The 19,397-nt window shown below is 72.6% G+C and carries 20 protein-coding genes; 10 read left to right on the forward strand and 10 right to left on the reverse strand.

The window, feature by feature from the left end:
• Positions 1-18: 18 nt before the first annotated feature.
• Complete coding sequence (locus tag ABTX18_RS27445) at positions 19-1,617, forward strand: serine/threonine-protein kinase (RefSeq protein WP_352125430.1); 1,599 nt, start codon at positions 19-21, stop codon at positions 1,615-1,617.
• An 88-nt stretch (positions 1,618-1,705) separates the two neighbouring features.
• Here the strand turns inward: ABTX18_RS27445 and msrB are convergent, their stop codons facing one another.
• The 4 genes from msrB to ABTX18_RS27465 all read right to left on the reverse strand — a co-directional run bounded on the left by msrB (position 1,706) and on the right by ABTX18_RS27465 (position 5,163).
• Complete coding sequence (gene msrB / locus ABTX18_RS27450) at positions 1,706-2,113, reverse strand: peptide-methionine (R)-S-oxide reductase MsrB (RefSeq protein ID WP_352125431.1); 408 nt, start codon at positions 2,111-2,113, stop codon at positions 1,706-1,708.
• A 10-nt stretch (positions 2,114-2,123) separates the two neighbouring features.
• Complete coding sequence (gene murC / locus ABTX18_RS27455; RefSeq protein ID WP_352125432.1) at positions 2,124-3,518, reverse strand: UDP-N-acetylmuramate--L-alanine ligase; 1,395 nt, start codon at positions 3,516-3,518, stop codon at positions 2,124-2,126.
• A gap of 278 nt (positions 3,519-3,796) precedes the next feature.
• Entirely contained in the window at positions 3,797-4,249 is a 453-nt protein-coding gene (locus ABTX18_RS27460) for an indole-3-glycerol phosphate synthase (protein WP_352125433.1), read from the reverse strand.
• 143 nt (positions 4,250-4,392) lie between these two features.
• The gene (locus ABTX18_RS27465; protein ID WP_352125434.1) at positions 4,393-5,163 is read right to left on the reverse strand and encodes a pyrimidine reductase family protein; all 771 of its coding nucleotides are present in this window, start codon (positions 5,161-5,163) and stop codon (positions 4,393-4,395) included.
• A gap of 35 nt (positions 5,164-5,198) precedes the next feature.
• Between ABTX18_RS27465 and zapE the strand changes: the two genes are divergently transcribed.
• The 4 genes from zapE to ABTX18_RS27485 all read left to right on the forward strand — a co-directional run bounded on the left by zapE (position 5,199) and on the right by ABTX18_RS27485 (position 9,380).
• On the forward strand, positions 5,199-6,293 hold the full coding sequence (gene zapE / locus ABTX18_RS27470; RefSeq protein ID WP_352125435.1) for a cell division protein ZapE: 1,095 nt from the start codon (positions 5,199-5,201) through the stop codon (positions 6,291-6,293).
• Between the two features lie 85 nt (positions 6,294-6,378).
• A complete protein-coding gene (locus ABTX18_RS27475) occupies positions 6,379-6,804 on the forward strand; it encodes an OsmC family protein (protein WP_266784161.1) in 426 nt (141 codons plus the stop codon).
• A gap of 134 nt (positions 6,805-6,938) precedes the next feature.
• Positions 6,939-8,318, forward strand: a complete 1,380-nt coding sequence (locus tag ABTX18_RS27480; RefSeq protein ID WP_352125436.1) for an alkaline phosphatase PhoX — start codon at positions 6,939-6,941, stop codon at positions 8,316-8,318.
• 210 nt (positions 8,319-8,528) lie between these two features.
• On the forward strand, positions 8,529-9,380 hold the full coding sequence (locus ABTX18_RS27485; RefSeq protein WP_503061221.1) for a polysaccharide deacetylase family protein: 852 nt from the start codon (positions 8,529-8,531) through the stop codon (positions 9,378-9,380).
• Between the two features lie 15 nt (positions 9,381-9,395).
• Here the strand turns inward: ABTX18_RS27485 and ABTX18_RS27490 are convergent, their stop codons facing one another.
• The 4 genes from ABTX18_RS27490 to ABTX18_RS27505 are packed head-to-tail and all read right to left on the reverse strand — an operon-like array spanning position 9,396 to position 11,819.
• A complete protein-coding gene (locus tag ABTX18_RS27490) occupies positions 9,396-9,587 on the reverse strand; it encodes a hypothetical protein (protein WP_352125572.1) in 192 nt (63 codons plus the stop codon).
• Between the two features lie 14 nt (positions 9,588-9,601).
• Positions 9,602-10,273, reverse strand: a complete 672-nt coding sequence (locus ABTX18_RS27495; protein ID WP_352125437.1) for an ABC transporter — start codon at positions 10,271-10,273, stop codon at positions 9,602-9,604.
• Positions 10,270-11,130 (reverse strand): ATP-binding cassette domain-containing protein, encoded by an 861-nt coding sequence (locus tag ABTX18_RS27500; protein ID WP_352125568.1) that lies wholly within the window; start codon positions 11,128-11,130, stop codon positions 10,270-10,272. Before ABTX18_RS27500 ends, ABTX18_RS27495 begins: the two co-directional genes overlap by 4 nt.
• An 11-nt stretch (positions 11,131-11,141) precedes the next feature.
• Positions 11,142-11,819 carry an AIM24 family protein gene (locus ABTX18_RS27505; RefSeq protein ID WP_352125438.1) on the reverse strand — a complete coding sequence of 226 codons (678 nt, stop codon included), beginning with the start codon at positions 11,817-11,819 and terminating at the stop codon, positions 11,142-11,144.
• Positions 11,820-11,890: 71 nt separating this feature from the next.
• On the opposite strand from ABTX18_RS27505, the gene ABTX18_RS27510 reads away from it, so the two are divergent.
• From ABTX18_RS27510 to ABTX18_RS27530, 5 genes are all read left to right on the forward strand, one after another.
• Positions 11,891-12,637 (forward strand): peptidyl-tRNA hydrolase, encoded by a 747-nt coding sequence (locus ABTX18_RS27510; protein ID WP_352125439.1) that lies wholly within the window; start codon positions 11,891-11,893, stop codon positions 12,635-12,637.
• Positions 12,638-12,835: 198 nt separating this feature from the next.
• Positions 12,836-13,579, forward strand: a complete 744-nt coding sequence (locus tag ABTX18_RS27515) for a DUF4142 domain-containing protein (RefSeq protein ID WP_352125440.1) — start codon at positions 12,836-12,838, stop codon at positions 13,577-13,579.
• 124 nt (positions 13,580-13,703) lie between these two features.
• On the forward strand, positions 13,704-15,008 hold the full coding sequence (locus ABTX18_RS27520; RefSeq protein ID WP_352125441.1) for an MbnB/TglH/ChrH family RiPP precursor modification enzyme: 1,305 nt from the start codon (positions 13,704-13,706) through the stop codon (positions 15,006-15,008).
• A 5-nt stretch (positions 15,009-15,013) separates the two neighbouring features.
• Positions 15,014-16,042 (forward strand): TIGR04222 domain-containing membrane protein, encoded by a 1,029-nt coding sequence (locus ABTX18_RS27525; RefSeq protein WP_352125442.1) that lies wholly within the window; start codon positions 15,014-15,016, stop codon positions 16,040-16,042.
• Positions 16,043-16,107: 65 nt separating this feature from the next.
• On the forward strand, positions 16,108-16,896 hold the full coding sequence (locus tag ABTX18_RS27530) for a TIGR04222 domain-containing membrane protein (protein WP_352125443.1): 789 nt from the start codon (positions 16,108-16,110) through the stop codon (positions 16,894-16,896).
• 134 nt (positions 16,897-17,030) lie between these two features.
• Here ABTX18_RS27530 and hemQ read toward each other — a convergent pair whose 3' ends face one another.
• On the reverse strand, positions 17,031-17,765 hold the full coding sequence (gene hemQ / locus ABTX18_RS27535; protein WP_352125444.1) for a hydrogen peroxide-dependent heme synthase: 735 nt from the start codon (positions 17,763-17,765) through the stop codon (positions 17,031-17,033).
• 4 nt (positions 17,766-17,769) lie between these two features.
• Positions 17,770-19,281 carry a protoporphyrinogen oxidase gene (hemG, locus tag ABTX18_RS27540; protein ID WP_352125445.1) on the reverse strand — a complete coding sequence of 504 codons (1,512 nt, stop codon included), beginning with the start codon at positions 19,279-19,281 and terminating at the stop codon, positions 17,770-17,772.
• Positions 19,282-19,397 lie beyond the last annotated feature (116 nt).

The raw sequence follows: 19,397 nt of genomic DNA on the forward strand, positions 1-19,397 counted from the left end.
GACCGAAGGGGGCACTCGGTGCGTGGAGAGGTGCTCGAAGGCCGCTACCGGCTGATGGAGATGCTCGGGGCCGGTGGGATGGGCCAGGTGTGGAGGGCTGTCGACTCCCGGCTCGACCGTGACGTGGCCGTCAAAGTCATCACCCGGAGCGCTCTCACGACCAGCCAGTCGATCGCGCGGTTCCGTCAGGAGGCGCGGGCCACCGCCCGTCTGACCCACCCGCGCATCGTGACCATCCACGATCATGGAGAGGCCGCCCTCGGGACGCACCACGTGCTGTTCCTGGTCATGGAGCTGGTTCCCGGCCGCTCCATGGCCGCCTTCGCCGCCACGGAACGGCGCAGCGTCGAGGACATCGTGGCCTGGGGGCGTCAGATCTGTTCCGGTCTCTCGGCCGCCCACCGCGCCGGCGTCGTCCACCGGGACATCAAGCCGGCGAATGTCATGGTGTACGGAGACGGCGAACTCGACCTGAAGATCTGCGACTTCGGCATCGCGAGGCTGATCGAGGAGTCCGGAACCGGGCTCACGGGCACCGGGGCGACGATCGGCACGCCTGCCTACATGTCACCGGAGCAGGTGCGCGGCGACCGGACCCTCGACGGGCGCAGCGACCTCTACTCGCTGGGCTGCCTGCTGTACGAGCTCCTTTCCGGCGGCCCGCCCTTCGAGGGCGCGGGATGGTCGGTACTGGCCCAGCACCTCAACCGGCCACCGGAACCGGTGAGGAGCCTGCGTCCCAGCGTTCCGGACGCTCTCGACCACCTCGTCCTCCGTCTGCTGCACAAGGATCCCGGCCTCCGGCCGGCCACGGCCGAGGAGGTGTCCGAGAGTCTGCGCGAGGTGCTGGACGGCCTCGGGAATGCGTCCCCCGCCGTCCCGGGGCTCTCCGGGGCCCCTGCGACCGATGCGGGTGCGAAGGCCCAGGAGCGAGCCGATCCGCCGACCGAGCCGGAACCCACGGTCCACCCGCCGGCCGAGCCGGAACCCCCGACCGAGGCGGAACTCCCGGCCGATCCGCCCACAGGGCGGGCCGTCCGGCCCCCCGCCGGGCAGACGGTGCCGGGAGCGGGCCGGGCATCGGCGTGGAGCGGACTGCTAGCCGCGGGCGCCCTCTGGTCCCAGTTCGCCCTGCTGACCGGCTGGTCCCCGGTCTGGACGCTCGCACTGTGCGTTGCGGTCTTCCTGGTCGCCACGGCGGCGGCGTACGTGGGGGCGCCGACCGGTTCATCGCGCGACGCATCGGATGCGGACACGGGCCTGTTCCTCATGGCTCTGCTCTGCACTCTGATCGTCGTGGTGTTTCTGCTCTTCTGGCCCCCGTCGCCGTGGTGGACAGCGCTGCTGTTCGGTGTGCTGGGCGGCCCCGTGCTGGTGATCACCGGCCTGGGGGTACGCCGGGCCGTCGCGGCGGCGGTTCCCCGGGCACCGTGGCACGTCGCGGCCGGAACGGCCGTCGGTCTGCTCAACGGCGTCGTGCTGGCCGGTCTGCTGGCCGCCGGGGGCGATCTGCCGGTCCCTCTCGCGATTCCGGCCGGCGCGGCGGCGTGGGCCGCCCTCGCACCTCTGGTCACCTTCCTGCTGCCTCGCGCCACCGCGTCGGCCGCGGGGCGATGAGACCGAGTGGATCCGGAACGCGAGGTGCCCGCACAGAATCACTGCTCCCTGTGCGGGCACCGGCCGGACACTCGTCGGGCTGTCGCGGTCAGTCCTCTTCGGGCGTCAGCCGCAGCGAGATCGAGTTGATGCAGTACCGCTGGTCCGTCGGGGTGGGGTAGCCCTCGCCCTCGAAGACGTGGCCCAGGTGCGAGCCGCAGCGGGCGCAGCGGACCTCGGTGCGGACCATGCCGTGGCTGCGGTCCTGAATCAGTTCGACCGCGTCCGTGTCCTTCGGGTCGTAGAAGGACGGCCAGCCGCAGTGCGACTCGAACTTGGTGTCGGAGCGGAACAGCTCCGCGTCACAGGCGCGGCAGGAGTAGACGCCCGTGGTCCTGGTGTCGGTGTACTCGCCGACGAAGGCCGGCTCGGTGCCCGCCTTGCGCAGGACGGCGTACTCGGCGGGAGACAGTTCCTCCCGCCACTGCTCGTCCGGCTTCTCGATCTCGTACGGCACGGTGACTCCCTCAGCTCGACAGGTGGTCCAGGATCTGCGGGCCGAGGTCCGTGACGTCGCCCGCTCCCATGGTGAGAACGAGGTCGCCGGGCTTCGCCATTCCCGCGATGACCTGGGGAACCGTCGCCTTGTCGTGCACGGCGGCGACATCGGCGCCTGCGGCCTTCGCGGCGTCGATGATCAGGCTGCTGGTGACGCCGGGGATCGGGTCCTCGCGGGCCGGGTAGATGTCGAGGACCACGGAGGCGTCGGCCAGCGCGAGGGCCTGGCCCATCTCGGTGCCGAGTTCCTGGGTGCGGGAGAACAGGTGGGGCTGGAAGACGACCAGGATCCGGGCGTCGGTGGCGGCGCCGCGCATCGCTTCGAGGTCGGCCGTCATCTCGGTGGGGTGGTGGGCGTAGCTGTCGACGACCTGGACGCCGGCCGCCTCGCCCTTGAGCTGGAGGCGGCGCTTGACCCCGGTGTACGTGCCGAGGGCGGAGGCGAGGTTGTGCGCGGGGATGCCGAGGGCGACGCCCGCGGCGAGGGCGGCCACCGCGTTCAGGGCGTAGTGGCGGCCGGGTACGGAGACGGTGAAGGTGAGGTACTTGCCCTTGAGGACGACCGTCACCTCGCTGGTCAGACCGCGCGGGGTGATCTTGTGGACGCGTACGTCCGCGGCCTCGGACTCCCCGTAGGTGACGACCTTGAGGGCGGACAGGTCGCGGACCCGGCGGGTCAGTTCGACCGCGCCGGACTGGTCGGCGGAGATCACCAGGGTGCCGTCGGGGACGATCTTGCCGGCGAAGGTCTCGAAGGAGTCGTAGATCTCGTCCATCGAGGCGTAGTTCGCGTGGTGGTCGAGCTCGACGTTGAGGACGATCGCGACCTCGGGGTCGTACTTCTGGAAGCTCCGGTCGCTCTCGTCGGCCTCGGCGACGAAGATCGCGCCCTCGCCGTGCGTGGCGTTCGTGCCGGGACCTGCAAGGTCGCCGCCGATCGCGTACGAGGGGTCGAGGGCCAGCTCGGTGAGGGCGACGGCGAGCATCGACGTGGTGGTCGTCTTGCCGTGGGTTCCCGCGACGGCGATGGACCGCAGCCCCGCCATGAGGGACGCGAGGGCGTCGGAGCGGTGCACGACGGGGATCGAGAGCTCCCCGGCGCGCACCAGTTCCGGATTGTCGTCGCGGATGGCGCTGGAGACGACGACGCAGGTGGCGTCGTCCGCCAGGTGACCGGCGGCGTGCCCGATGTGGACGGTCGCCCCGAGCGCGCGCAGCGCCTCGGCCGTGGCGGACTCCTTGGAGTCGCTGCCCGCGACCTTCGCGCCCCGCTGGGTGAGGATCTTCGCGATGCCCGACATTCCGGCGCCGCCGATGCCGATGAAGTGCGGCCGTTCCATGGCGGCAGGAATACCGGGTGCCATGCGTGTGTCTCCCAGGGTGGTGCGGACGGGGGCTCCCAGCCTATTCGCTGCGCGCGAGGAGCCTGAGCACCGGGCGCCGCCTGTGCGCCGTGCCCGAGGAGCCTCGGCGCCGGTACGCCGAGTGTGCGCTGCTCGACGGGCCCGGGCGCCGGTACGCCGCCTGCGCACTGCGCGACGGGCCCGGGCGCCGGTACGCCGCCTGCGCACTGCGCGACGGGCCCGGGCGCCGGTACGCCGCCTGCGCACTGCGCGACGGGGCCCGGGCGCCGGTACGCCGTCTACTCGCTGTGCGCGAAGAGCTTGAGCACGGGTACGCCGACCTTGTGCCGGGCACGGGACGCCCAGTCACGGTGGAAGAACTCCTCCACGTAGTGCGGGGCCGTCAGCACGATGACCTCGTCGGCCTCCGCCTCGTCGACGACGGACTTGAGTTTGTCCAGGGGGTGGTCCTCGATCACCTGTCCGACGGCTTCCGAGCCGGACTGGCGCAGCGCCTCCAGGGACACCTCCAGCGACAGCTCGGCGGACTGTCTGGCGTTCTTGCCCTCCGGCACCTCGCTCTCCCGGGCCGCTTCCTTCAGTTCGCCCATCGCCAGGTCGTCGATGGCCCGCAACAGCACATCCGCCTGGTCGCCACGGGGCTGCATGAGGACGACGAAGGAGACCTGCTCCTCACCGTGCAGGGTGGTGACGAACTCGACGTCCTCCGAGGTGAGGGGCTTCTCGATCATCAAAACGCTGGTGAACACCACAGGGGCCCTTCTGCTTCAGTGGCCGTCTCCGGTCACTGCTGAAACCATCCTTCCCCGTGCTCGCACGGGGGCTGCGAGATTCATTCTGCCCACCGAACGCTAACCGGAACGGGATATTCCGCTCATTGTCCGATCCGACGGTACCGAGAGAAGAGGAACCCGGCCTCTTCCAGCAGTGATGCCAAGGAGAATCGTTCCGGCACAAGCACCGTGGGACCCCCCGCGATCCGCTGCGCGTCACCCGCCGTGAGCATGGGCGCCAGGGTCAGGCACAGCTCGTCCAGCACGCCTTCCGCCACGAACTGGCCGAGCAGCCGGGGCCCGCCCTCCGTCAGCAGCCGCCGGTGCCCGCGGTCGGCCAGCTCCCGCACGGCGCGGGCGGGATCCACCCGGGAGCCCTCCCCCGCGATCACCACTTCGGCGCCCGCATTCCGGGCCGTCGCGATCCGGTCGGGCGGCGCCCCCGCGCCGGTCAGCACGAGCGTCGGGACCAGGGGCGAGACGAAGAGCGGGAGCGAGAAGTCCAGGTCCAGACTCCCGCTCACCACGGCGATCGCCGGCACGGGCCCCTGGCCGGCCGCCTCCCGCCGCGCCGCGAAGTCCTCCCGGGCCCGCGCGGGCCGGTAGCCCTCCAGCCGTACGGTCTCCGCGCCCGCGATCACCACATCGGCCAGCGCACGCAGCGTGCCGAAGATCCGCATGTCGCTCTCGCAGGAGATCGGCTGGGAGCGGCCGTCGTGCTGGGCCGCGCCGTCGAGGGTCGACACCATGTTGGCGCGCAGCCACGGCCCGTCGGTCTCGGGGTAGGCGTAGGCGTCGGCGAGGGCGTCCAGACTCCACTCGCCCAGGTCGTCGGCCGCTGTCGGATCAGTCACAGGGAACAGGCGTCGCATGTGCGGCAGTCTGGCACGCCCTAAGCTGGGGGGTTGTGTCCTCCTCCACCGCCGTGCCGGGGTCCAGCCCCATAGCCGAAACGGCCCCGCTGTCCCTGTGCGCCCTCGAGCCGCACGTCCCCGCCGACCGTCTGGTCGCCGAGATGGTGCCACCGCCGCGCTTCGACTCGGTGCGTTTCGACACGTACGTCCCCGACCCGAACCAGCCGAGCCAGACCGAGGCCGTCAAGGTCCTCGCCGACTTCGCGGCAGGCCTCGGCGGGGCGCACGCGAGCGGCGCCGGCAAGCGCAAGTGGTTCGGCGGCAAGAAGGCCGCGGCGCCCGCCGGCCCGCGCGGGGTCTACCTCGACGGCGGCTACGGCGTCGGCAAGACCCACCTCCTCGCCTCCCTCTGGCACGCCACGCCCGCCGCGCCCTCGCTGAAGGCGTTCGGCACCTTCGTGGAGCTGACCAACCTCGTGGGCGCGCTCGGTTTCCAGCAGACCGTGCGGACGCTGAGCGGGCACCGGCTGCTGTGCATCGACGAGTTCGAGCTCGACGACCCGGGCGACACCGTGCTGGTGTCCTCGCTGCTGAGCCGGCTGGTCGAGGCGGGGGTGGCGCTCGCCGCGACCTCCAACACACTGCCCGGCAAGCTGGGCGAGGGCCGGTTCGCCTCGGCCGACTTCCTCCGGGAGATCCAGGGGCTGTCCTCGCACTTCCGCCCGCTGCGCATCGACGGTGAGGACTACCGCCACCGCGGCCTGCCCGAAGCCCCGCCGCCGTACTCCGAGGAACAGGTGACCAGGGCGGCGTACGCGACCGAGGGCGCCAGCCTGGACGACTTCCCCGCGCTGCTCGACCACCTGGCCCGCGTCCATCCGAGCCGGTACGGCGCGCTGACGGACGGCATCCGGGCGGTGTGCCTCACCGAGGTGCAGCCGGTGCCCGACCAGTCGACCGCGCTGCGGCTCGTGGTACTCGCGGACCGGCTGTACGACCGGGAGGTTCCGGTCCTCGCGTCCGGGATGCCGTTCGACCGGCTGTTCAGCGAGGACATGCTGAACGGCGGGTACCGGAAGAAGTACTTCCGGGCAATCTCCCGGCTGACGGCGCTGGCGCGTGACGCGAAGGGGCTGGTGGCGCAGTAGGTTCGGGGGCGTGACAACGGCGAGGCACGACGGAGTGCCTTCGCCACCCCCGTACAACCGCGCATTCCGTTTGAAGGGAACCAGCATGGCTACCACGCGTCAGGCGCACACGGTCTGGGAAGGCAACCTGCTCGAGGGCAAGGGTGTCGTCACCCTCGATTCCTCCGGTATCGGGGAGTACCCGGTCTCCTGGCCGTCCCGCGCGGAGAAGGCGAACGGCAAGACCAGCCCGGAGGAGCTGATCGCCGCGGCCCACTCGAGCTGCTTCTCGATGGCGCTCTCCAACGGTCTCGCCACGGCCGGCACCCCGCCGACCCGGCTGAACACCCAGGCCGAGGTCACCTTCCAGCCTGGCACCGGCATCACGGGCATCCACCTCACCGTCGAGGGCGAGGTACCGGGCCTCGACGAGGCGGGCTTCGTCAAGGCGGCCGAGGACGCCAAGGCGAACTGCCCGGTCAGCCAGGCGCTGACGGGCACGACGATCACGCTGAGCGCCTCGCTCGCCTGATTCTCACGGCGTGTCCCGGGCCCGGTGCGGCCCGGGACACGCATGAGGCCGGTGACCCGCGTGGTTCCCGTGCGGTGAGTCGCGTGGTAGACACATGCAGTCACTTCTCCTGTCCGCCAACAGGAAGTTGCCTCATGTCCTCTGCATCAGCACAACCGTCTGCGACACGGCGTCAGGTCCTGGCCGGCAGCGGTGCGGCCGTGGCCACGATCGCCTTCACCGGCGCGTTCACCGAACTCTTCGCGGGCACGTCGGCCGCCCGCGGCCACGCGGGTTACGGCCCGCTGGTACCCGACCCGGACGGACTGCTCGATCTCCCCCAGGGGTTCCGCTACCGGGTCCTGTCCCGGGAGGGCGATCCGCTCCGCTCCGGCGAGGGGCCGGTGCCCAGCCACTGCGACGGAATGGCGGCGTTCGCCGGCCGCCGCGGGCACGTCCAACTGGTACGCAACCACGAGAACCGGGTCACCGCGGAGATCGCCGTGCCGACCGTCGAGGGACTCACGTACGACCCGATGGGCAAGGGCGGGTGTACGACGCTCGAGCTCGACGGCCGGGGCAACGTCCTCGACGAACGCGTCGCCATCGCGGGCACCGCGGTCAACTGCGCCGGGGGACGTACCCCTTGGGACACCTGGCTCACCTGCGAGGAGACCGAGGACAGGGCCGGGACCAACGGCTACACCAAGGACCACGGCTTCATCTTCGAGGTGGACGGCGCGCATCCGCACCGGACCGGCGCCGTCCCTCTGACCGCGATGGGCCGCTTCCAGCACGAGGCGATCGCGATCGATCCGCGCAACGGCATCGTCTACGAGACGGAGGACGCGTTCGACAAGCCGTTCGGCCTCTTCTACCGCTTCCTGCCCCATAAACCGCTCGGCGGCACGGGCTCGCTCCGGGCCGGTGGGCAACTGGAGGCGATGCGGGTGCCGGGGGTCCCCGACCTCTCCGCGGTCCAGGAGACCGGGACGTGTTTCGAGGGCATCGAGTGGGTGCCCGTACCGGATCCGCTGGCCGCCGGGACGGCCATCCGCTTCCAGGACTTCGGGCCGAAGGGCATCACCCACGGCCAGAAGCTGGAGGGCTGTTACTGGGGCGGCTCCTCGGTCTACTTCGTCTCCAGCTTCGCGCACAGCGCCGAGGGGTCGGCGGCCGACCACTTCGGGCAGGTCTGGCGGTACGAGCCGAAGCGGCGCCGCCTCACGCTGGTCATCTCCTTCGGCCCCGACACGGACATCCAGCTGCCGGGCGAGTCGCCGGACAACATCTGCCTGGCCTCCGACGGCGGCCTGATGGTGTGCGAGGACGGCGGCGGGGCGCAGCACGTGTTCGGTCTGACGCGGCGCGGCGAGGTGTACGCGATGGCGCGCGGCCGGCAGAACATCGGGACGGCCGAGGAGCCGGAGTGGGGCGAGTTCGCCGGAGTGACCTTCTCGCCGGACCAGGAGACGATGTTCGTCAACTGCTACACGCCCGGCACGACGTTCGCGGTGACGGGGCCGTGGCGCTGACCGTGGTGGGGGCCGTGGACGCGGTCCTCCGGGCGGTCGTCTGACGGTCCGCTGGGCCGGTCGGAGGCAGCGGTGCGTCGAGCTGTCTCCGGCCGGAGCGCCGGACCCGCCACCGGTCATACGATCGGCTAAGTTCCGTCAGTGACCACCTCTGCACGAAAACTCACGGTACCGGCCGCGCTGGGGACGGCTCTGGCGGCTGTGCTGGGCATGACTCTGACGGGTTGCGGCTCGGACGGCGGGAAGTCCACCACCGCGGTCCATGCACCCCTGCCCCAGCACTCCGCACCGGTTTCTCCCTCCTCCCCGTCCGCCGCTCCCCCGAGCGCGTCCCCGCCCGTGAAGACTCCGTCCGTGAAGGGCCCGCCCACCATGGCGCCCGGCCCCGCCGGACTCACTCCGGTCCTCGAGCGCGGGCCCAGTCGCACGGACAAGGTCGTCGCGCTCACCTTCGACGCCGACATGACCGCCGACGAGGGGCCGCGCGCGGCCTCCGGGGAGCACTTCGACAATCCGGAGCTGATCGCCCTGCTGCGCCGGCTGAAGGTGCCGGCGACCGTCTTCATGACCGGCCGGTGGGCCGAGGAGTATCCCGCCCAGGCCCGGTCGATCGGCACCGATCCGCTCTTCGAGATCGCCAACCACTCGTACAGCCACTACGCCTTCACCTCCCCCTGCTACGGACTGCCGACCGTGGACAAGGGCGCCATGCGTAACGAGGTGGAGCGGGCTTTCGGCGCCATCCGGAAGACCGGAGCGCGCCATGTGGTGCCGTACTTCCGCTTCCCCGGCGGCTGCTACGACGATGCCTCGCTGCGCGCGCTCGTGCCGGAGAAGGTGACGGCCGTGCAGTGGGACGTCGTCAGCGGCGACGCGTTCGCGACGGACGCGGACGCGGTGGCGCAGCAGGTGCTGGACGGGGTGAAGCCCGGCTCGCTCGTCGTCATGCACTGCACCCGCAGCGCGGCTCCGGTCACGGACGAGGCGGTGGGCCAGGTGGTTCCCGAGCTGCGGAAGCGTGGGTACCGCTTCGTGAAGGTGTCGGACCTGATGGCCGGCTGACCCGGCCGCAGCCCCTCAGCCGGAGCAGGCCGTGCGCTGGGCCTCCTGCCATTCACAGACCGGGCAGAGCGTGATGCCTTTGACGGACTCGGCGTACTCGGTCGGCTTCCGGCACAGCACGCACTCGGCGTACGGGGGGCCTTCAAGGGTGCGCGTCATCGGAACGGCCGGCGTCTCGCAGTACGGCTCTTGCGCGGGTTGGGTCATGCGTACGAGCCTACTCAGCCGCGTACGGACGTGAGCCTGCAGGTCAGCGCGGCGGCCGCGGTTGCCACGGCCGCCGCCCCGAGGAACGGCAGTACCGGCACGTGGACCGTCCCGGTGTACGAGCCGGTGACCAGCCCCGTCACCGCGCACTTCGCGGGCGATCCGCTGGTCACCAGGGCCAGCAGTGCCCCGAGCACCGTGGCCGCGAGGGACCAGCCGCGCCGGTGCAGCAGCGGCCGGGTGCACAGGGCGCCGACCGCCGCGCCGAGCAGGGCGCAGCAGGCGGTGGCGAGCAGTCCGGCGAGCCCGGCGGACGGCAGCGGCACCTCGACCGTGTGGTCCGTGCCGGCCGGCTCACTGATCAGCAGGACGACCGCGGTGGCGGCCGCACCCAGGAGGCCCGCGCACCCCAGCGCTGCGAGCAGGGCCGCCAGGTGGGCCCGCGGCTGCCCGCCCACGGCCGCGGCGACGACCGTTCGGGCGGCGGGAGGTTCCTGGGTGGCGCAGACCTGCACGAGCCACGCGGTGACGGGGAGCAGCCCGGCCGCGGTGTAGCCGAGCGAGTCCAGGACGGGCTGCCCCGGGCGCACGCCGACGCCGAGGAAGGCCACGTACAGCAGTACGGGGGCGAGCCAGCGCTGGGAGCGCAGCAGCAGGGCGGTCTGGTAGCGGATCAGCGCGGTCATGCCGCCTCGTCGGGGTTGCCGGGCAGGGCGGAGAGGTGCCTGATGTGCCAGGGCGGGCGGGCCGTGAGCAGGGCGCTCAGCAGGGCGTCCGAGTGCGCGGCGTCGACGGTGAGCCCCAGCGCTCCGTCCCGGGCGGTGGTCCGGACGGGGCCGCCGGGCAGTCCGGCGGGAAGCGGGGTGCCGGGCGGGCCCGTGACCTCGATCCGTACCCGGCGGCCGGGCTTCGTCCGCGCGGCCGGGGCGGGCGTTGCCTCGGTCAGCCCGGTCCCGTCGACTCGCAGGACCGTATCGGCCGCGCCCGCCAGGCGGCGGGGGTCGTGGTCGACGAAGACCACGGTGGATCCGGCGGCGACGCGGGCGGCGACGGCCCGGTCCAGTTCGTCCCGGGCCGCGGTGTCCAGGCCGGTCCAGGCCTCGTCCAGGACCAGCAGATCCGGTTCCGCCAGGAGCGCCTGGGCGACGGCGACCTTCTGGCTGGTGCCCTTGGAGAGCTCCGAGAGCGGGGTGCCGGCGTGCTCGGCAGCCCCGAAGCGGGTCAGCCACTCCGCCGCCCGCCCGGCCGCCTCGGTCCGGCCCAGCCCGTGGATCCGGCCCAGGTGGACGAGGTATCCGGCGGCCGTGAACGGCAGCGTCGCCGGGAACCGCTCGGGGACGTACGCCGTGCGCGGCCGGCCGCCGGTGATGCGGCCCTCGGTGGGGGCGTCGATCCCGGCGACGAGCCGCAACAGGGTGGACTTCCCGGTGCCGTTGGCGCCCTCGACGCGCACCAGGGCGCGCGCGGGCAGCCGCAGGTCGACGCCGCGCAGCACCCAGGGGCCGGCGAGCCCGTACCGCCGGCCCACCGCATGCAGGCGCAGGAGGTCCGTACTCAGTTCGACGACGCCTTCTCGGGCTTCAGCTCGCTCGGCCGTACGATCACGAATCCCTCGCCGTCCAAGCGCAGTTGGACGGCCTCCCCCGAGCCGCCGCGCAGCATGGAGCCGACGCTCTGCGAACGGTGCAGTGAGGTGTTCAGGTGGGCGCTCCAGCCGACGACCGCGTCCGTGTCGACACACACCGGCTGCTGGGGCGTGACGGGGATCACGATGGGGTGCCCCTCGCACATCAGGCCGAGCTTCCCGTACCCGGTGAAGACGCTGTTGAAGAGGCCGCCGCCGGTCATCCCGGCGCCCTTCACCGTCTTGATCTCGTACGCGAGCGTGGCGTCGAAGCACAGGACGTTGCGGCCGTTGATGGTGAGGACGTCGCCCTGCTCCATCTCCACGATGAAGCAGTTGGCCGCCTCGTGCGCGAACCACGCCTCGCCCTGGCCGCGCACCGCCATCAGCGGCAGTCCCTCGCCCGTGACCGCGCGCTTGAGCATGCCGCCGAGGCCCTGGCCCTTGCGCTCGAACCGGAGGTCGCCGCGGAAGGCGATCATCGATCCCTGGCGCGCGTGCATCTCGCCGTTGACCGCGTACTTGATGGACTTGGCGTTCTGCAGGGTCATTCCGGGCGCGGTGGCCTGCTGTGCCATGTGCTCGCTGGAAAAGAGATCGCTCTTCATGCGGGGCATCCTCACCCGGAGGACTTCATTCCGCCAAGGACCGGTTCCAGGGCGGCTGGCAGACTGGACGGGTGAGCAGCGACGACATCCCCGAGTCCCCTTCCGTTCCCGCCGGTCTGCCGGCGGCCAGCCCTTTCCGTTCCGAGCGGACGAACCGTGACGAAGCACCTCAGTACGTGCTCCCCCTGGTCGTGCACATCGAGAAGGCGGCGCCCCCGGCCCGTACCGACGCGCTGCGCACGGCCGCGCGGGCGGTGCTGGTGATGCTCTCCGACGAGCGGTCGACGGGCGAGGGCGAGTGGGCGCAGGTGATGCGCGACTGGCAGGACGCCCGGATCCGCAAGGTGGTGCGGCGGGCGCGCGGGGCGGAGTGGCGCAAGGCGTGTGCCCTTCCCGGCATCACGGTCGTGGGGGACGAGGCCGAGGTGCGGGTCTACCCTCCGGTGCCGCTGGACGGCTGGCCGAAGGAGCTCGCGAAGCTCCAGGTGTCGGGCACGGATCTGGACGACCCCGAACCGCCGGCCGCGCCCGACCTCACGGGCCCGGTGCTCTGGCTGAACCCGGAGCTCGGCATGTCGGCGGGCAAGGAGATGGCGCAGGCCGGGCACGGGGCCCAGCTCGCCTGGTGGGAGCTGTCGGAGACGGAGCGCAAGGCGTGGCGCGAGGCGGGTTTCCCGCTCTCGGTCGCCACCCCGGACGCGGACCGCTGGCGGGAACTCACGGTGAGCGGGCTGCCGGTGGTGCGGGACGCGGGGTTCACGGAGATCGCCCCGGGCTCGTGCACGGTGGTCGCCGACCATCCGGCCCTGCGCCGCTGACGGACGGGGAGCCGTTCACGTACTCACTCATCGGCGGATTTCTCCCGGCTCGCTGAACAAAGCGGTCCGCCGATACGTACCTCCTGGCGCCGCCGCACTGGCGATACTGCCCGGTAGGTTGAACGGCCGGTCAGTACCCGGCCGTTGCGACCGGCGGTTGATTGGACGCCGTCACGCCTCGGCCCGGGAGAGACCTCTGTGCGACGCATCAACGGAACGGCCCTCATCATCGCGGCGCTCGTCGCCACGCTCGGCGCCCTCGCCTATCCGGTCTGGTCGTACGCCGACCGCTCCGGCACCGGCCAGGCCAACCTAGACGCGTCGGCCACCGCGACCCAGTGGGGCCCGCTCTCCGCGACCGACCGGGACTTCCTGGTGAAGGTCCGCCTGGCCGGGCTCTGGGAGCTGCCCGCCGGGCAGCAGGCGATCGAGCGGGCACCGACCGAGGCGATCAAGGCGGCCGGGGACCATCTGGTCGTCGGGCACACGGATCTGGACCGCAGGTCGCGTGAGGTGGCCGCCAAGCTGGGGGTGGAGCTGCCGAACCAGCCGACCGAGCAGCAGCAGGGCTGGCTGCGGGAGATGACCGCGGCGAGCGGCGAGGAGTACGAGCGGAAGTTCGCCAACCTGCTGCGGAACGCGCACGGCAAGGTCTTCGCGTTGATCGCCCAGGTCCGGCACACCACGCGCAACACGCTGATCAGGCAGCTGGCGAGCGACGCCAACGTGACCGTGCTCGACCACATCACCATGCTGGAGTCCACCGGCTTCGTCGACTTCGACGCCCTGGCCCGCGAGGCTGCGGGGGCGGCCACGGCCAGCCCGACCGGACCGCCGGTGGCGCCGAGGGGCTCGGTCCTGCCGCAGCCGGTCCCGGCGGCGCCGACCGGGGACCAGTCGTTCACCTCGCGTCCCTCCACGATGCCGATGCCCATGCCGTGACAGGCGCGCCCGGCCGACGGGGCGTGCCGGGAACCTCAAATCAAGCTCTGAACGTCCCCCTCTTCGGGTTCACCGCGGTGCGGCGGGGCCATGACCCCTGCACGGAGCGGCGGAGGGGGACACCATGGAGCTGGGAATCGGGATCGGCTGGCGGCCGGAGATCGCCGACGCGGTGGAGGCGCTGCCGGGAATCGACTGGGTGGAGGCGGTGGCGGAGAACCTCTGCGCCGACCATCTGCCGGCCTCCCTGGTACGGCTGCGGGAGCGCGGCGTCACCGTGGTGCCGCACGGCGTCTCGCTCGGCCTCGGCGGGGCCGACCGCCCCGACCCCGGCCGGCTCGCCGGCCTCGCGGCGCGGGCCGCCCTGCTGGGCGCGCCCTTGGTGACCGAGCACATCGCGTTCGTCCGGGCGGGCGGCGCGCGCACCGCGTCGCCGGTGCTGGAGGCGGGGCACCTGCTGCCCGTGCCGCGTACGTGGGCGGCGCTGGACGTGCTCTGCGAGAACGTGCGGGTGGCTCAGGACTCGCTGCCGGTGCCGCTGGCACTGGAGAACATCGCGGCGCTGATCTCCTGGCCGGACGAGGAGCTGACCGAGGGACAGTTCCTGGCGGAGCTGGTCGACCGCACGGGGGTGCGGCTGCTGATCGACGTGGCCAACCTGCACACGAACCACGTCAACCGGGGCGAGGACCCGGCCACGGCCCTGGACGAACTGCCCGTGGAGGCCATCGCGTACGTACACGTGGCAGGCGGCGTGGAGAAGGACGGCGTCTGGCACGACACGCACGCCCACCCCGTCACCGCGCCCGTGCTCGACGTCCTCGCCGAACTCCGCTCCCGCGTCGCCCCGCCCGGGGTCCTGCTGGAGCGCGACGACGACTTCCCGCCGGCCTCCGAGCTGGCGGGTGAACTCGACGCGATCCGCGCCACGCTCGACGCGGACCGGGGCGGCGTGCGGCGGCAGCCCGTCCGGCGTACGACGGGGGCCGGTCCCGCGGCGCGGGAGGCCGGGGACCCGGACGCGCTGCGGGACCGGGTGGCGGTCGCGCAGGCCTCGCTGCTCTCCGCCCTCGTCGCCGGCACCCCCGCGCCCGAGGGCTTCGACCACCGCAGGCTCGGCGTCCAGAGCCGGGCCCTGGCCGCCAAGCGCGCCGACGTCGTCGCCAAGGTGGCCCCGGAACTCCCGGACATCCTGGGCCGCGGCTACCGGGACGCGTTCCTCGCGTACGCCAGGAGCCGCCCGATGTCCGACGGTTACCGGCGTGACGCCCTGGACTTCGCCGAGCAGCTGCTCATCGCCGGCCTCCCCGCCGACGAGGCGGCCCGCCGTCGGCTCACCCAATGGTGGCAGGACCGGGCCGCTGCCCGGCCGCCCCGCCGCGCCGCCCGGCTGGCCCGTGCGGCCCGTTCCGTACTCGTAGGAAGGTGACCGGGATGAACGCACTGGCCCTGGTCCTGACGCTTGCCGTGGCGGTCTCCTCGACGCTGCTGATCCTTGGCTCCCGCCGCGCCCGCCACGGGCTCGGCGGCCCGGCCCACGACCTGTCCGAGGTGGCGTTCCTGAACGGCGGGCCCGGCCGGGTGGTGGACACCGCGCTCGCCGCCATGCTCGAGGACGGCCGGCTGATCGTCGGCGGGCCCGGGATCGTCGCGGTGCAACGGTCCGTCGCCCACGACCCGGTGGAGCGGGCGGTGCTCCACGAGCATGCCGCGGCTCCGAGCGGAGCCCTGCACACGCTGCGGAACGCGGTGATGCGCCACCCGGCCGTCCAGGAGCTCGGCGACGGCCTTGCCGCACGTGGTCTGCTCAACCTGCCCGGGACGAACCGGAAGTGGCGCCGCTGGGGCCTGACGCAAGGACTTGGCTGCCTGCTCGGCTTCCCGGCCGCCTTCGTGCTGACCATCGGCCAGGCCGTCGAGTCGGACGGCGACTTCGACACCTTCCCCTTCTTCCTCCTGGTGTTCCCGGCCCTCGTCGCCGGCACCGTCATCGGGATGGTCGTCGCGAGCGGTGCCCGCGCCCGGATCACCAAGGCGGGCCGCAGGGCCGCGGCGGAGTTCCGTACCGCTCACGCGTACGCGACGGGCGCGGCGCATCTGGTGGCGACGGGCGGGCCGCGGGCGCTCACCGACCCGGCGCTGCGGGCGCATCTGGTCACGGCGGCCCGGATGCGGACCGCGGGAGCGCCCACGCCCTCGCCGTCGCACCATTCGTCCGACTCCTCCGGACTGCTGCTCGTACCGACGGTGTGGTGCGCCGGGTCGAGTCCCGGCGACGGCGGCTGCGGCAGCTCCGCCGGAAGCAGCGGCGGGAGCGGGGGCGGCGGGTGCGGTTCCTCGGGGTCCGGTTGCGGCTCGGGCTCCAGCTGCGGTTCCGGATCGAGCTGCGGCAGCAGTTCGGGGTCCAGCTGCAGTTCCGGGTCCAGCTGCAGTTCCGGTTCCAGTTGTGGCAGCAGTTCCTGAGCGGTCACTGTCCGCATCCTGGAAATCCCCTGGTGCTCCGGCCCGTTCTCGCATACAACTCCGGCATGCTCTGGGTTCTGTTTCTGCTGGTCGCATGGGGTGCGGCGGCCCTGTCCTGTGTCCGGCTCTGCCTCGCCGCCGCTCGCCTGCTCCCGCCGGGAAAGTCGCCCGACGCTGCGGACAGTGCCGAACTCACCTTGTACGAAACCGCGTTCCTGGCCGGCGGCCCGCACCGGGTCGCCGATCTGGCGCTCGTCACCATGCATCTGCGCCGTCGGCTGCTGCTCGCGCACACCGGCTGGGCGACGGTGGTCGACCCGGACGGCCGTGACGAGGTGGAGCGCACGGTGATCCGCGCCATCGGCCCGCAGGGCCAGTCCCCCATAACGCCGGTCCGCACCGCAGCGGCCGCGGCCGACGCCGTGCGCGCCCTCGCCGACCGTCTCGTCGCCGCCGGGCTGGCTCTTCCGCGCGGGGCGCGGACGGACATCGTGTCCGCGCTGCGGGCGGTCCGCGGGGCCGCCCTGCTGATATCGGTGCTCGGCGCCACCGCGCTGCTCGTACCCGGCCGCGAGCAGGACCCGGGCGGCTCGGGGGTGCCCGTGCTCGTCTGGTTCGGGCTGCCGCTCGTGCTGACTCTGGGCTGCCTCGTCATCGCCCGGATGGAAGTGCGTTCGTACAGCTCCTGGGCCTCCCCCGCGGGGCAGCGGCTGCTGAACGCGCGCACGGCTGCCGGGGGCGGTCCGCAGGGTGATGTGCTGGTGGCGGTCGCCGTGCGCGGCGTACGCGCGGTCGCCGACCCGGCGCTGCGGGCCGCGCTCGGCGGCGGCCGCGCCGCACGGCTCCTGCCGTAAATGACACCGGTGCGGCGCGCTGGGAGCGCGCCGCACCGGGAGCCGAACCCGGTGTCGCTGGAACGGCGGGCGGCACACCGTGCCGCGGGTTCCGCCGTCTGATCTTCCGGGTTGGGGTGATCGGAACCCGCTCGCTACGCGAGCCCGGCCACCAGGTCCGCGACCGACTTGCGCCGGCCGGTGTAGAAGGGGACCTCCTCGCGGACGTGCATCCGCGCCTCGGAGGCCCGCAGGTGACGCATGAGGTCGACGATGCGGTGCAGTTCGTCGGCCTCGAAGGCCAGCACCCACTCGTAGTCACCGAGGGAGAACGAGGCCACGGTGTTGGCACGCACGTCGGGGAAACCGCGGGCCATCTTGCCGTGGTCGGCGAGCATCCTGCGACGGTCCTCGTCCGGCAGCAGGTACCAGTCGTAGGAGCGCACGAAGGGGTACACGCTGATGTAGTCGCGCGGCGTCTCGTCGGCGAGGAACGCCGGGACGTGCGACTTGTTGAACTCGGCGGGGCGGTGCAGCGCCATGTTCGACCAGACCGGGTCGAGGCTCTTGCCCAGCCGGGTGCGCCGGAAGAGGTTGTACGCCTCCTGCAGCGCGTCCGAGGTCTCGGCGTGCCACCAGATCATGACGTCGGCGTCGGCGCGCAGGCCCGAGACGTCATAGGTGCCGCGCACGGTGATGTCCTTGGCCGCGAGCTGGTCGAACAGCTCCTGGACCTCGCCGGAGTACGCCGCGCGGTCCGTGTCCGCGGGCAGCACGTCGCGAAGCCTGAAGACGGACCACAAGGTGTAACGGACGACGTCGTTGAGGTCCTTCGCCTTCTTGCCGGCGTTGGGGGCCTTGCTTGATGTCACAGTCTCGGGAGCACTCATACGGCTATTGTCCCGCCTCGCTCCGTGTGCCCTGAACCAGGGTCGGCGTGGCGATGATCTCTCCGGGGTTCCCTGTGCCGTTCCCCCCGCCGTTGACTCCCGCGAGGTCCCGGACGATCTCGTCCGCGGCGCGGTGGGCGCTCGCGATGCAGGCGGGGATGCCGACCCCGTCGTAGACCGCGCCGCAGACGCGCAGCGCGGGCAGTACGGCGACCTCCTCGCGGATCCGGGCGACGCGGCCGAGATGGCCCACCGGGTACTGCGGCAGGCCGCCGATCCACCGGGTGACCTCGGTGGCGACGGGCTTCGCGGCCAGTCCGGTCGCCGCGGCGAGGTCGCTCAGCGACACGTCGACGAGCTCGCCGTCCTCGCGGTGCAGATGGTCCTCCTCCCCGTAGCGGCCCACCGAGGTCCGCAGGACGAACAGGTCCGGCGCCGCGTCGGCGACCCACTGCCACTTGTGGGTGGAGAAGGTGGCGGCCTTGATGGTGTGGCCGTCGACCGGGGGCACCAGAAAGCCGGAGCGGCCGTCGAAGGCCGGGGAGCCCGTCACGTCGGAGCGCCGGAAGGCCATGGTGACCAGGGCCATCGAGGCGTACTCGACGCCCGCGAGCTCGGCGGACGCGGCCGGGGAGGCGGCGGCGAGAAGGGCGGAGGCGGACCAGGCGGGGACGGCGAGGACGATGCCGTCGGCGGCGATCACCCGGGCGTCGGTGCGCACGTCCCAGCCCTCGGCGCTGCGGGTCAGGCCGAGCACAGGGGTCTCGGTGAGGATCTCGCCGCCGCCGGCGCGTACGGCCGCGGCCACGGCGCCCGGCAGGGTGCCGATCCCTCCGTCGATCCCCTGGAAGACCGGTCCGGTCTGCTGCCGGGCGGCGGCCTGCTCCTGGATGCGGGTCACCCCGTCGAGCAGGGAGCCCTCCTGCCGGGCGACCTCGAAGAGCTGCGGTACGGCGGCGCGCAGCGAGATCCGGTAGGCGTCGCCCGCGTACACCCCGCCCAGGAGCGGCTCGACCAGCCGGTCGACGACCTCGCGGCCGAGCCGGTCGGCCACGTACGCGCCGACGGCCACGTCGTCGCCGACGGCGGTCGGGGTCAGCTCGCGTTCCTGGGCGATGCGGGCGAGGCCCTCGGGCGAGAGCACCTCACCGAGGACCGAGGGGTCGCCGGGGACGCCCATCACATGGCCCTTGGGCATGGGGCGCAACGCGTCCCGCGTCCACAGCGCGGCGGCGGCGGTGGCGGGCGGCTGGAGCCGGTCACCGAGGCCGACGGCGCGGGCCAGCGCGACCGCCTCCGGCCGGCGGGCGAGCATCGACTCGGCGCCGAGGTCGACCCGCACGCCCGCGACCTCGCCGGTCATGAGCTTGCCGCCGAGCCGGTCGGTCGCCTCGAGGAGGGTGACCCTCAGGCCGGTCCCCAGGAGCCGGTGTGCGGCCGCGAGTCCGGCGATGCCGCCGCCGATGACGACGACGTGGCCGGGGGTTCTGTCCGCGCGGTGTGCTGAACGCTGCATACCCCCACTCTCTCAAACCTCTTCCGAGTCCTGACCGTGACCGCTTCGAAACCGGTTCACCGAAACCCGGACCGCCACCCCGTACGTCGAAGCGAAGCCATCAATCACCCGTCCTG

This window comes from Streptomyces sp. NPDC096323 (assembly GCF_040302845.1).
In the GTDB taxonomy this organism is placed as follows: Bacteria; Actinomycetota; Actinomycetes; order Streptomycetales; family Streptomycetaceae; genus Streptomyces.

Bases quoted from the DNA above. Each gene is read 5' to 3' on its own strand.
- murC (WP_352125432.1), bottom strand. From the start codon at position 3,518: ATGGCACCCGGTATTCCTGCCGCCATGGAACGGCCGCACTTCATCGGC.
- ABTX18_RS27460 (WP_352125433.1), bottom strand. From the start codon at position 4,249: ATGATCGAGAAGCCCCTCACCTCGGAGGACGTCGAGTTCGTCACCACC.
- ABTX18_RS27465 (WP_352125434.1), bottom strand. From the start codon at position 5,163: ATGCGACGCCTGTTCCCTGTGACTGATCCGACAGCGGCCGACGACCTG.
- ABTX18_RS27475 (WP_266784161.1), top strand. From the start codon at position 6,379: ATGGCTACCACGCGTCAGGCGCACACGGTCTGGGAAGGCAACCTGCTC.
- ABTX18_RS27480 (WP_352125436.1), top strand. From the start codon at position 6,939: ATGTCCTCTGCATCAGCACAACCGTCTGCGACACGGCGTCAGGTCCTG.
- ABTX18_RS27485 (WP_503061221.1), top strand. From the start codon at position 8,529: ATGACTCTGACGGGTTGCGGCTCGGACGGCGGGAAGTCCACCACCGCG.
- ABTX18_RS27490 (WP_352125572.1), bottom strand. From the start codon at position 9,587: ATGACCCAACCCGCGCAAGAGCCGTACTGCGAGACGCCGGCCGTTCCG.
- ABTX18_RS27495 (WP_352125437.1), bottom strand. From the start codon at position 10,273: ATGACCGCGCTGATCCGCTACCAGACCGCCCTGCTGCTGCGCTCCCAG.
- ABTX18_RS27505 (WP_352125438.1), bottom strand. From the start codon at position 11,819: ATGAAGAGCGATCTCTTTTCCAGCGAGCACATGGCACAGCAGGCCACC.
- ABTX18_RS27520 (WP_352125441.1), top strand. From the start codon at position 13,704: ATGGAGCTGGGAATCGGGATCGGCTGGCGGCCGGAGATCGCCGACGCG.
- ABTX18_RS27525 (WP_352125442.1), top strand. From the start codon at position 15,014: ATGAACGCACTGGCCCTGGTCCTGACGCTTGCCGTGGCGGTCTCCTCG.
- ABTX18_RS27530 (WP_352125443.1), top strand. From the start codon at position 16,108: ATGCTCTGGGTTCTGTTTCTGCTGGTCGCATGGGGTGCGGCGGCCCTG.
- hemQ (WP_352125444.1), bottom strand. From the start codon at position 17,765: ATGAGTGCTCCCGAGACTGTGACATCAAGCAAGGCCCCCAACGCCGGC.
- hemG (WP_352125445.1), bottom strand. From the start codon at position 19,281: ATGCAGCGTTCAGCACACCGCGCGGACAGAACCCCCGGCCACGTCGTC.